Source organism: Streptomyces sp. NPDC048270, assembly GCF_040652335.1.
Classification (GTDB): domain Bacteria; phylum Actinomycetota; class Actinomycetes; order Streptomycetales; family Streptomycetaceae; genus Streptomyces.
Map to the genome: position 1 here is coordinate 1 of NZ_JBEZLV010000080.1, position 10,924 is coordinate 10,924.

The 10,924-nt window shown below is 65.5% G+C and carries 10 protein-coding genes and 3 pseudogenes; 8 read left to right on the forward strand and 5 right to left on the reverse strand.

Annotation, left to right across the window (positions count from 1 at the left end; genetic code table 11):
• Positions 1 to 174: 174 nt before the first annotated feature.
• Positions 175 to 989: pseudogene (locus AB0D66_RS33330) on the forward strand (IS5 family transposase).
• 15 nt (positions 990 to 1,004) lie between these two features.
• Here AB0D66_RS33330 and AB0D66_RS33335 read toward each other — a convergent pair.
• Both AB0D66_RS33335 and AB0D66_RS33340 read right to left on the reverse strand, forming a co-directional pair.
• Positions 1,005 to 2,489, reverse strand: coding sequence for a hypothetical protein (locus AB0D66_RS33335; RefSeq protein WP_362310923.1), 1,485 nt, complete (start codon positions 2,487 to 2,489; stop codon positions 1,005 to 1,007).
• Between the two features lie 181 nt (positions 2,490 to 2,670).
• Positions 2,671 to 3,237, reverse strand: coding sequence for a hypothetical protein (locus AB0D66_RS33340; protein WP_362310924.1), 567 nt, complete (start codon positions 3,235 to 3,237; stop codon positions 2,671 to 2,673).
• 109 nt (positions 3,238 to 3,346) lie between these two features.
• On the opposite strand from AB0D66_RS33340, the gene AB0D66_RS33345 reads away from it, so the two are divergent.
• The 7 genes and pseudogenes from AB0D66_RS33345 to AB0D66_RS33375 all read left to right on the forward strand — a co-directional run.
• Positions 3,347 to 4,474 carry a Mu transposase C-terminal domain-containing protein gene (locus AB0D66_RS33345; protein ID WP_362310925.1) on the forward strand — a complete coding sequence of 376 codons (1,128 nt, stop codon included), beginning with the start codon at positions 3,347 to 3,349 and terminating at the stop codon, positions 4,472 to 4,474.
• Positions 4,471 to 5,220: an ATP-binding protein gene (locus AB0D66_RS33350; protein ID WP_362310926.1), complete on the forward strand. Its 750-nt coding sequence runs from the start codon at positions 4,471 to 4,473 to the stop codon at positions 5,218 to 5,220. Before AB0D66_RS33345 ends, AB0D66_RS33350 begins: the two co-directional genes overlap by 4 nt.
• A 262-nt stretch (positions 5,221 to 5,482) precedes the next feature.
• Positions 5,483 to 6,256 carry a hypothetical protein gene (locus tag AB0D66_RS33355; RefSeq protein ID WP_362310927.1) on the forward strand — a complete coding sequence of 258 codons (774 nt, stop codon included), beginning with the start codon at positions 5,483 to 5,485 and terminating at the stop codon, positions 6,254 to 6,256.
• Positions 6,257 to 6,347: 91 nt separating this feature from the next.
• Entirely contained in the window at positions 6,348 to 6,620 is a 273-nt protein-coding gene (locus AB0D66_RS33360) for a hypothetical protein (protein ID WP_362310928.1), read from the forward strand.
• A gap of 744 nt (positions 6,621 to 7,364) precedes the next feature.
• A complete protein-coding gene (locus AB0D66_RS33365; protein WP_362310929.1) occupies positions 7,365 to 7,904 on the forward strand; it encodes a hypothetical protein in 540 nt (179 codons plus the stop codon).
• A 484-nt stretch (positions 7,905 to 8,388) separates the two neighbouring features.
• Positions 8,389 to 8,567 (forward strand): annotated as a pseudogene (locus AB0D66_RS33370) (transposase); the annotation flags it as partial.
• Between the two features lie 125 nt (positions 8,568 to 8,692).
• Positions 8,693 to 8,872: pseudogene (locus tag AB0D66_RS33375) on the forward strand (IS701 family transposase); the annotation flags it as partial.
• Between the two features lie 330 nt (positions 8,873 to 9,202).
• Here AB0D66_RS33375 and AB0D66_RS33380 read toward each other — a convergent pair.
• Genes AB0D66_RS33380 through AB0D66_RS33390 form a run of 3 tightly spaced genes read right to left on the reverse strand, consistent with a single transcriptional unit; the run spans position 9,203 to position 10,534 of the window.
• Positions 9,203 to 9,607: a transposase gene (locus AB0D66_RS33380; protein ID WP_362310932.1), complete on the reverse strand. Its 405-nt coding sequence runs from the start codon at positions 9,605 to 9,607 to the stop codon at positions 9,203 to 9,205.
• Positions 9,608 to 9,622: 15 nt separating this feature from the next.
• Complete coding sequence (locus AB0D66_RS33385; protein WP_362310930.1) at positions 9,623 to 9,958, reverse strand: transposase; 336 nt, start codon at positions 9,956 to 9,958, stop codon at positions 9,623 to 9,625.
• Positions 9,959 to 9,967: 9 nt separating this feature from the next.
• Positions 9,968 to 10,534: a hypothetical protein gene (locus AB0D66_RS33390; RefSeq protein ID WP_362310931.1), complete on the reverse strand. Its 567-nt coding sequence runs from the start codon at positions 10,532 to 10,534 to the stop codon at positions 9,968 to 9,970.
• Between the last annotated feature and the right edge of the window lie 390 nt (positions 10,535 to 10,924).

Genomic DNA, 10,924 nt, shown 5'->3' on the forward strand with positions numbered 1-10,924 from the left:
CTCCAACTCCGCAGCCCACACCTGAGACTCAGCCATCCCCACCATGCCCGGACAACGACACCAACCAGCTCAGGACACGAACCGCTGCTGGAGTACTTAGAGCTCGTAACAGGATCTTGATGAGATGTCCTGGTCAGCCGTGACCGGTGTGACGATTCGGCCGTTCGTGGTGGTGTGAGGACTCGCCCGTGGATCGTGGACGACGACTTGTGGGCATCGAGTCGCTGCTGTCGCCTTGGCCGGCGAGGTCACCGGGGCCGCGGCCGGTGGCAGACCGGCTGTGCCTGCAAGGCATCCTGTACGTGCTCTGCAACGACATCGCCTGGCAACTCCTGCCTGCTGAGCTGGGCTTCGGCTCTGGGCAGACCTGCTGGCGCAGACTGGAGCGTGCGGCAGTAGGCCGGGGTCTTCGCCCAGCTGCATCGGACCCTCCTCGCGGAACTGAACGCGGCCGGCCGCCTCGACTGGTCGAGGGCGTGCGTGGATGGCTCCCACATCCGCGCGAAGAAAGGGGGGGGCGCCGACACCGGTCCGTCGCCGGTCGACCGCCGGAAGACAGGTAGCAAACACCACCTGATCTGCGACGGGCGCGGCACCCCGCTCAAGGTCATCACCACCGCGGCGAACGTCAACGACGTCACCCAGACCCCCGCCCTAATCGACGGCATCCCACCGGTGGCAGGCCGCCCCGGCCGGCCCCGCCGACGTCCCGAGGCCCTGCTCGGGGACAACGGCTACGACTCCAACCCCAACCCCAACCGCGATGAACTGCGCAAACGCCGGATCCTGCCCGTCATCTCCCACAAAGAAGCCCCGAACACCAACGGCAGGGGCAAGCCCCCTACGTCGTCGAGCAGACCTTCGCCCTGCTCCACCACTTCAAACGCCTCGCCGTCCGCTGAGAACGCCGTACCGAACTCCACGACGCCCTCGTCTCCCTCGCCTGCAGCCTCATCTGCTGGCGACGCCTCAAGCGAGCCCAACCATGATCGTGTTACAAGCTCTTAGACGCGATGCTTCTCCGCCCATCCCCGAATGCCCGGGTGACGCTTCATCAGGGACTTCTCCGTGTCGGTCGCATTGCCGAGACCGCTCCAAAATGAGGCGAACTCGTCCGGGCGCGCGAGGAAGAGGTGAACGCCGCGCGCGGCCGTCCGTCCGGGCGCACCCATGCCGTCGAAGACGTACCGCAGGGAGCGGTCCCGCTGTGGGTCCGTCAGACCGCGCAGCGCCACGGAGCGCTCCAAGTCGTCCAAGCCTGAGGCAATGAAGGAGCCGAGCGCCACAGGGTCGGTCATCCGCTTCGGCACGGACCACACCTCGCGCGCCACGCGCCAGCTCAGCACCGCCTCCAGCCTGAGCGCCAGTACCAGGGACGCCGGGGGTAGCGAGTCGAACCACGCACGGAACCCTCCGTCGAATGGCTTCCCGGCGGCTATGTCCTTCCTCAGTTCGAGGATCCATTCGTCGGTGATCGCGTACAGCTCATCCTCCAGGTCAGGCGGCAGCACGGATGTGTCCGCGCCGTTCTCCGTCCCCCGCTCCGTACGGCACGCCAGCACGTCCATCGGCGTGCCTGCGAAGAGGCCCAAGAGCCCGCTGCAACTGTGGGAGCCTGTTGCACACCCCCCCGAGTCCGCGCCGCAAAGGGGGACGGACTCGGGCAGACCGTGGAGCCCAGGCATCTGCAGCTGCTCCCACCCGAGGAGTGAGTGGGCCTCCAGGGCGAGTTCGACCGGTGCCCGGAAGCGGTAGTTTGGGACCTCCACCTCCACCGGGCGTTCCACCGTGCCGCCGTTCGCCACCAGGTGCGCCAGAGCCAGGCCGTCACTCATCTGCATGTCCGAGTCGGGCAGTGCGTAGAAGCGCAGCAGGTTATCCGCAGGCAGCCGCACCAGTGGACCGCCGACGGAGTAGCCGCCGTGACCGATGAAGAAGATCCGGCCCTGACGCCCCGGCGCACCGCTCTGCGAGGCGAGCGCATCGCCACGGACGATCGACTCCCGCGTCCCTGTCGCCTCCAAGAGCTCCTCCACGGCATCGAACCATTCCGGGGGGCAGGTGACGACGAGCGAGTCCCCATCCCTGCTCACGCTCCCCGCGACACTGGCACGGACGTGCGCCAGTTGCGCGTCGACGCGCTGTGGCGGCGTCTCCAGGAACAAGTAGCGGGCCCGGTTGTTCATGGCCGTCAGGAGGCAGAAGGGGACCGACGAGCCCTCACCGATGGTGCGGAGCAGCGCGCGGTTCTCGGTGAACTGCTCGTGGTAGTTGACGCAGACCCAGACGTGGACCGAGAACTCGAACAACAGCTCCTCTAGCGCGTGCCCCTCCTCGAAGGCCGTTGTGAGCCGGCTCGAATCCTCAAAGTCTTGAAAGAGATCCAACAGGCTGGACCCGGCCAGCGCGCTCTCCAGGTTCCGGTGGCGCACGGCTTGGGCGAAACACTCCGTGACAACCGCTCTGATCTTGGTGAATTCCACAGTCATCGGATACTCCAGCGGGCTCGTGACGGTGCGACAGGGTCTTCCGCAAACTATCGGGGCCAGTTGGGGCCGAAAGGCGCGAAATGTTCATCCGAGCACAAAGCGCGGGGAGCTCTGCCCTGTCATCGTCCCGATGGGCTAGGTAGACGTCGAATGCATCTGCCTCAAAGTGCTGGTAACACGATCATGGCCAAGGCTTGTTGACGCGTTCGAGCAGAGGGGCGGTGAAAGGAAAGGTCCTGCCTCGCATTCGGTAGTGACGCAGCGTGGCGCGGATCGTTAGTTTGAGCATGGCCAGTCTCGATGGGCCTGCAGAGAAGGTGTTTTCAGGGGCATCCCCGTCGCCTTCGAAGATGGCGCCGCCCCACCGGGCGAGGACCGCCAGCAGGAGATCGCATAGCCGGGACTTCCCGGCGCCCGCCGGTCCGGCGACGACGATGACCACCGGCTGGTCCTGCGGGACGGCGTGCGCGGTCCAGGTCGGCAGGATCTCCGTCGCCAGGATCTCGTTGTGCTGGCGTGCGGTCAGGGCGACTGGGACGACGTCCTCGTCCCTCAAAGCGACTCCCCGCTCGGTTTCGGGCCCACCCGCCGCCCTGCTGCTTCGGTCCTGAACGATCAACGCAAAACTGAGGTTGAATCCAACGGCAAGTAAAGCCCGATGACCGAGGGCCTGGCCGTGTCCCGGGACATGGACCTCGGCGACCGTGCGGAGGCGCTGGAGCAGTTGGGGGTGGACCGGCTCGCTCACGCCGGGATCGTCGGAGCCGTCAGGGGCGTCCTGCTCGGGGCGGGGGCGGCATCTCCAGCCCCTCGGCTGGCGGAATCAGGTGTGGGAGGCCGATCACGTCCAGGCCCCGGTGCTGGTCGACGTCGAAGGTGTGGCCCGGCGGCCTTGGGTGACGTGGTTCGTGGACTGCACGACGAACACAGTGATGGGGGTGGCGGTGACGCCGGGGCCTCCGTCGCGGGAGTCGGTGCTGTCCGCGCTGCGGTCGGCGGTGTTGCGCGAGGAGCCGTTCGGGCCGCAGGGCGGCCTGCCTGAGAAGGTTCGTATGGATCGGGGCAAGGACTTCTTGTCGAGGACGGTCGCGGCGGCGTTCGGTGCGCTGGTCGTGGAGGTGGAGGACCTGCCCGCCTACACCCCGCACCTGAAGGGCACGGTCGAGGGCCTGAACCGGGCGGTGGAGTCGATGTTCCTCGCCGCTCTTCCCGGCTATGTACGCCAGCCGCGCCCGGGCCGCCGCCCCGGTCGGCCAAAGGACGAGCTGCTGCTCGGGTTCGAGGACTTCACTGCCCGGCTGCTGGGCTGGGTGCAGTGGTGGAACACCTGCCACCTGCCGCAGCCGCTGGACGGGAGGTCGCCTTTGCAGGCATGGGAGGCGGATCCGACTCCGATGCGGGAGGTTAGCCCTGAGGAGTTGTGGACGTTCACGCTGGAGGACGACGGCCGTGTGCGGGTGGTCTCCACCAAGGGTGTCCGGTTCCGCAGGCGGGATTATGTGGGTCCGTGGATGACGGGTCTGGCGGGTACGGGAGTCAGGGTGCGGTTCATGCCGCACCACGAGCACCGCATCGAGGTCTTCGATGCCATGACCGGCCGCTACCTGGGCCCCGCGACCGTCGCGGACGAGGCGAGCCCGGAACAGATCACTGCTGTCCGTACGGCACGCGCTGCGCGCAGCCGGCGTCTACGCAAGGACCTCGCCGCAGCACAGCGCGAGCGCTACGCCGCCGCGACCCGGCCGGGGAAGCCGGAACGCCTGGGTGCGGTGTCCGCGGTTGAGACCGGTGCGGAGCTGGCGGAGGCTGACCGGGCGGATCTGTCGAGGCTGGCGTTGCCGGACTTGATCCCACCTGCTGCGGCCCCGCCGGGCTGGCGCACCCCGCCCTCGCTCGCCGCCCGTACCCGCCAGGCCCCCGGACCTCAGGCTTCGGAGGATGGCGGGCCGGCAGCGCAGCCCGGCGGCAGCGGGCGAGCGCGGTGACCGCCCCCACGTATCAGTACGTCGACCTGCCCGACGTGTCCATCGTGACCACGAAGGCGCTGCTGACCGCGCGGGAGAACATCGCGGACGCGGTCGCCGCGCGGGCGATGATGTGCATCCACGGCAACGCCGGCGTCGGCAAGACCCTGGCGGTCAACACCTGTCTGCACGAGCTGGAGGAAACCCGGGGCGAGGAGGTCTGCCGGGTCACCTTCCGGGCCCGTCCGACCGCCCGCGCGGTCCGCTACGAGCTGTTCGAGACACTCCGCCTGCCCGGTGAGCCGCCCCGCCACCCCAGCGAGTTCGACCGCCTGCTGAAGACCGCTCTGGCCGAGCGGCCCCGCACGTTTCTCGTGGACGAGGCGCAGTGGCTGAATGGGGAGGCGTTCGAGTACTTCCGCTACCTGTGGGATGAACGCGCCACCCAGATGGCGATCGTCTTCGTCGGCGGCGCCGGCGCTCATACTGTGTTGCGCCGCGAGCCGATGCTCTCCTCCCGGATCTTCATCTGGCAGCAGTTCACCCGCCTCACCCCCGAAGAGGTCCTCGACGTTGTCCCGCTCTTTCACCCCGTCTGGGAAGACGCCGACCCGACCGACATCACCTTCGCCGACGAGCAGGCTGCTCACGGCAACTTCCGCGCCTGGGCCCAGCTCACCGCCCACATGCGCACCGCCCTGGAACGCACCGGCCGCCCGCGCCCGGACCGCGACCTGCTGCGCTGGGCCTTCAGCCGCCTCGCATGACCGCACCCCACCAGGCCTGGCGGTCGTCCTCGACACCGGGGACGACGCCGCGTTCACCCACGAGGCCCTGGCCGCCCACGCCCCGCACGCCGGCCGCATCACCCTCCACCCCACACCCGGAACGACCAGCGACGCCGCGCTGGCAGAGGATCTACTCCTTGCCCTGGGCAAGCCGCCCCGCCTTCCGGGCGGTTTCCCGCACGGCCGCCCGCCGTTGTGGGAGGCGGCCTCGGCGTGGACGGCGGCCCTGGAGGTGACCCGCATGACCGTCTTGCGCGCTCACCTGCTCGACGAGCGCCGCCTTGAGCGCCTCCTCAGCCTCCAGCGGCAGACCGGCGTCCACCTCACCCTCGTCGTCCACCGCCCCCGCCTGACCGCCGCCCTCACCCGGGCTCTGGCCACCACCGGACGCACGATCGTCGAGACACTGCCCGAAGCCCGAGTCCTCTACTACGGCAGCGGCACCCGGCTGTCCTGCTCGCCCCCTTCCGCAGCGCCTGCGCCCTGGCGCTGGAGCACCCTTGATGCCTTGGACCGCCTCGTCTCCTACGACAGTCCCCGGCCCTGCGCCACTGCCTGCGTTCCGCGGCCGATCGTCTACCAGCAGCGCCCGGCGCCCAGTGCGCTGAGTCCGGCCCAGAGCGCCCACCTCGCCAACCGCCTGCATGCGGCGACACCGCACCCCACTCGTGCCGCCGCCCTCGCAGCGGCCGTCGTCATACGCGCCTCGTTCCAGCAGCTTGTCACTGCCCGCGCGGACGGCTTCGACCACGCCGACGGCCCCCTGACCCTTCATGATCAAGCCCGGTACACCGACGGCTGTGCGGTCTACCCCGTACCGGCGTGCGCCTCCAGCTTCCTCCCTGCCGCAGTCCGGTACGCTCAACTGACCGGCGCCGCATTCCTCCTGGCCGCTCAGCTTGTTCTTTATCTACCGGGCTCGAACGGCGTCTCGTACTGGGTCGCTCACCTGGGGGTTCGCCGGACGTGGGGGCGGCCTTCGTCTGATCATGTGCTCCGACCAAGGTGCACGTGACCACGACGATCCTGGCCTTGAGGAACTCGAAGAACTCCGCGACCCGCTCGGGGGTCGGTGGCGGCAACTGGGCCGGGGAGTCGTCGCCGACATGACGGGACGCGTTGAACTCATCGACCGGGCAGACCAGACGGACGCCGAACCCGGCTTCGATCTCGACGGCCTTGCGGACCTGCAGGAACCGGTGGAAGCCCTTGAAGATCTGCACATACTCGCGCCGGGTCGAGGCAACCCGCCCGGCAAGAGCCAGGTCACCGACGACACGGTCGATGTCTTCGGGAGTGACGTCCCAGGCGGGCCGGCCCAGCGCGGTGAGCGTCCGCTCCAGCAGGCCGAAGTCGTTTCTCAACCGTCACCGGACTGAACCCACGGGCCCGCCATGAGGCGACAAAGGCCTCAACGCAGTCGGCCTGAAACTCCCACGGATCGGCGGTCACCGGCTCCAGCAGGACGGCACCACCCTGGCCACCCTCAATTGGGATACCACCGGCACACCTTCCTCGCACCTAACCGATCAAGGCAGCACCTGGAGAATCCGGGCACCACCAGGAAGACCAACGAGGACAGCAGAAGATGGATACGGGCCGGTGGCAGCGGCGATCCACGAGAAGGAACATGTGCCAGCCCCAGATCGCTGGAGACCTTCTCCGACGACGTCGTCGCGGCCGCCATGATCGACCGCCTGGTCCACCACGCCGAGGTCGAACGACTTCAGTACCGGCCCCACACCCTCAACGGCTTCAAGCTGGCACCGGCCTCATCCTCGACTCACCAGCCTCACCGCGACAAGCCGATGTCAGTAACAAGGTAAGATCCCGGCCCGAAACTCATGGGGCAAATCGGGGTGAAACATTCATCTCAACACGAAGTGATCAGCGCAAGCGAATCCAGAATAACCTAAAGGGAAATGGAAGATGCCCCGTCATCATGCATCATGGTGCATGACACTCAAAACCACATCTGAAAAACTTCAGAGTCGGAGTCGATTACACACGATTGGAACGAGGGACTGAGATTGACGCATCTAATTGAGCTGGGTATTGGCGCGGAGGAACTGGCGCGTATCGCCCTGGGTGTCAAGTCTGCAAATCCGGACCAAGATCTAAGGATGAGCGATTTCGCGATTGGCTACGAAGCGTTCGGGCGTAAATGGGGCGCGCCGCCTGTATGTTGCCGTATTTTTATGCATGATAGCCTCTATGGTGAACTGGGTGAGCACTGGCAAGGGTGGCTCGAGTACCTGTTCGATTCGAATAACGAGGACAGCGTCCGCCAGGCTTTCCATCTCTACCTCACGTTCGGTAGCCGGGCGCTATTTGAGTCGCTGCGCCAAGAGAGCATTTCTAATGCGCACATTAAGGCCATGAATGTCGGCCAATTTGCAGATTTTTCTGTCCGTCGCGCTCCCCGGATTGAGGGCCTGGAAGATCTGTACGCAACGCATTACTCTGGCGATGTAAATAAGCTTAGTCGTCTATTTAAAGAGGTGGCGAAGGTGAGAATTACGAAGATGGGGAAGTCTCTGCAGCATCGCAATGGAAAACTGTTTCTGTCTATCGATGACTCCGAATATATACCGTACGTCGAGGGCGTCTTGGGTTCAATTACGGCTAAAACCCTGGTCTGGGCCAACGATAATCACGCCTGACTGAATTTCTTTCATCCCGGCACTTGAAGGGAGAAATGGCTATCAGGCATTTTTGGTGACTCGGTGAAGCCCTCGCCGTTGGTGTGGTGTGCTCACGCATCGCGCCGACCGTGGCGGCTCTGTCGAGTTCGTATTCTGCCAGTGAGCCTTTTCCAACTTGCCGGCGATCCCGCGCCGTTGGGGGCATGGGCTGTCCGGAACGGCGAAGATCCTGGTGCACGGGCTCTCGACCGAGATCACCCGTGCACCAGGATCTTCGCGCTTAGAACTCCAACCGGACTCTGGTGTTTTACCTGGTCATCGGATTGGGGTTGGCGAGTGTAGTGGTGGGTGCGCGGGGGTGTCCCGGTTTCGGCTGGGGCTTCCCGCGAAGGGGTGGCCGCGTGGTGTGCGGTGACCTGCGCCGGACAGACCGTCATCGTGATCAGTGATGTGCCCTCGAGGGTGTGGAAATGGGAACTCGAAGAAGTTTCCTACGGGTCTGGGCCCGGTTCGGGCGGGTCGAACCCCGGGCGTCCAGCGTCAGTACTCCGAGACCGCCGGCCACACCGAAAACTGCCAGATCCGCGTCTTCGCCGCTATGCCACCAGCCGTGGCCTGGATCTGTTGAACCATTACATGCCCAAGTCCTGGACCGAGGACGAAGAACGCTGCCGGGCGGCCCGCGCTCCTTCTACCTCCTGGCCGTACCCACGTCCCAGCAAGCCCACGGCCCGCGTGTCAACCACCTCGCCAGCCAGGCTCCGCCCGAGGCATGGCGGCGTCTTTCCACAGGTCTGCGCCAAAGGCGAACTCCCCTTGATGCCTTGGCCGAGGCCCCGGTCCGTGGCGCGGGCTGCCGGTGGAAGATCGAGGAGTGCTTCCAGAGCGCGAAGAACGAATGCGGCCTGGACCAGTACGATGTCCGCCGATACGTCGGCTGGTACCGGGACGTCACCCCCGCCATGCTCGCCCTTGCATTCATCGCGGTCAGGGCAGCGCAGGCACGCGAAGGGGGGACCCGATTCCGACACTCCCGACCTCGTGGACCTCACACCCGCCAAAATCCGTCGTCTGCTAGCCCCTGGACCCGCCGTCATCCTCACGCACACCCACTACGCGCTGAACTGGTCCCACTGAAGACGACGCCATCAAGCACAGGCTCGACGCTCTCACTACAATTGGCGCGGCCATCCCATCGCGGGAAGCCCCAGCCGAAACTGGGAAACCCCCGCCCACCCACCACTACACTCGCCAACGCCAGCCGGTAACCAGGCAAACACGAAAATCCGGCTGGAGTACTAAGAGCTTGAACACGATCATGGTTGGGCTCGGTTGAGGCGTCGCCAGCGGATGAGGCTGCAGGCGAGGGAGACGAGGGCGTCGTGGAGTTCGGTGCGGCGTTCCCAGCGGACGGCGAGTCGTGTGGACTGGTGGAGCAGGGCGAAGGTCTGCTCGACGACGTAGCGGAGCTTGCCCATGTCCTTGATGTTCGGAACTTCCTTGCGGGAGATGACGGGCAGGAGCTGGCGTTTGCGCAGCTCTTCCCGGTTCGGGTTGGAGTCGTAGCCCTTGTCGCCCAGCAGGGCCTCGGGACGCCTGGGGGGCCGGCCGGGCCTGCCCGCGGCGGGCGGAATGCCGTCGACGAGGGCGAGGGTCTGGTGACGTCGTTGACGTTCGCCTCGGTGGTGATGACCTTGAGCGGGGTGCCGCGCCCGTCGCAGATCAGGTGGTGTTTGCTACCTGTCTTCCGGCGGTCGACCGGCGACGGACCGGTGTCGGCGCCCCCCTTTCTTCGCGCGGATGTGGGAGCCATCCACGCACGCCCTCGACCAGTCGAGGCGGCCGGCCGCGTTCAGTTCCGCGAGGAGGGTCCGGTGCAGCTGGTCGAAGACTCCGGCCTGCTGCCACCGCTCCAGTCTGCGCCAGCAGGTCTGCCCTGAGCCGAATCCCAGCTCAGCAGGCAGGAGTTGCCAGGCGATGTCGATGCAGAGCACGTACAAGATGCCTTGCAGACACAGCCGGTCAGCCACCGGCCGCGGCCCCGGTGACCTCGCCGGCCAAGGCGGCAGCACGGCTCCATGCTACCGATTAGCGAACTGCACATCCTTCTTGGAACTGTAGGAAATGAACTTTCTGATCACTTCGTCGTACCCCGGCTCACAAGTGACCACATAGGTCCCGTGGAGCCCATTCCCAAGGAACGGCAAATGGTCGGGTGCTGGATTATACCCGTGAGGGAGTTTGGTTATATCGCCGAAAGTGACGGCGAGATTTCGACTATATATCTGGTTCTGATTGGTATGCAGTGACATGCAGAGACGTTGATTGAATTCATAGAGTGCGAATTGAGTGGAGCAGTTCACGTGGAGTGACTGCAATCCCCGTCCAAGGTTCTCAGCGGCTTGCCCCTCCCCCGCTTCAATCCATTGGGCAACTGCACTTTGAGCTAGCATAAAACACAGAGCCTCACGGTTGCCCTCGTAAATGGCATGGGCAAATGCCTCGACGTTATCGACGCCTACTTGCTGTGGGTAATATTCGGTCTCTACTACCCTGCGGTAGGTGGCCTGCTGGTCACCCATGCGGCAAAAAATGAGGGCACTGTCCACTAGTGTGCTCAGCAAATTTTCAAGAACAGGCTCATGCATGCTTCGCTCCTTGATCTTTTGATTATACGCAACGGGGGCACTGCATCGCTAAATTCTCTGACCGTGACTGCCGACAAAATCCCGCTCGTAACGGCCTCGGCCGGGTCGTGTAGGGCGGGGTGCTTACGCTTCCGCCTCTAAAGTTTCTTCAAAATTCATGGTTCCAGACTGGGCGAGCCCGTGACCCGATCCCAGGCCTCCCGCCCCCGCCTTCCGGGAACACCCCTGCTCCCCTTTGATCCTGCCGAGTTGCGCCTTGAGGCACCCTGATGGGCCATCAACTACTAGTACTCCAGCAGCGGTTCGTGTCCTGAGCTGGTTCTTCTCAGGTAGTGACTGCGCTCGGCGGTGGCTTGGCGGCGTCGGCGCCAGTGGGACCAGTTCAGTGCG

Excerpts from the sequence above, each read along its gene's own strand:
- AB0D66_RS33335 (WP_362310923.1), bottom strand. The coding sequence starts at position 2,489 with ATGACTGTGGAATTCACCAAGATCAGAGCGGTTGTCACGGAGTGTTTC.
- AB0D66_RS33355 (WP_362310927.1), top strand. The coding sequence starts at position 5,483 with ATGACCGTCTTGCGCGCTCACCTGCTCGACGAGCGCCGCCTTGAGCGC.
- AB0D66_RS33360 (WP_362310928.1), top strand. The coding sequence starts at position 6,348 with ATGACGGGACGCGTTGAACTCATCGACCGGGCAGACCAGACGGACGCC.
- AB0D66_RS33365 (WP_362310929.1), top strand. The coding sequence starts at position 7,365 with ATGAGCGATTTCGCGATTGGCTACGAAGCGTTCGGGCGTAAATGGGGC.
- AB0D66_RS33390 (WP_362310931.1), bottom strand. The coding sequence starts at position 10,534 with ATGCATGAGCCTGTTCTTGAAAATTTGCTGAGCACACTAGTGGACAGT.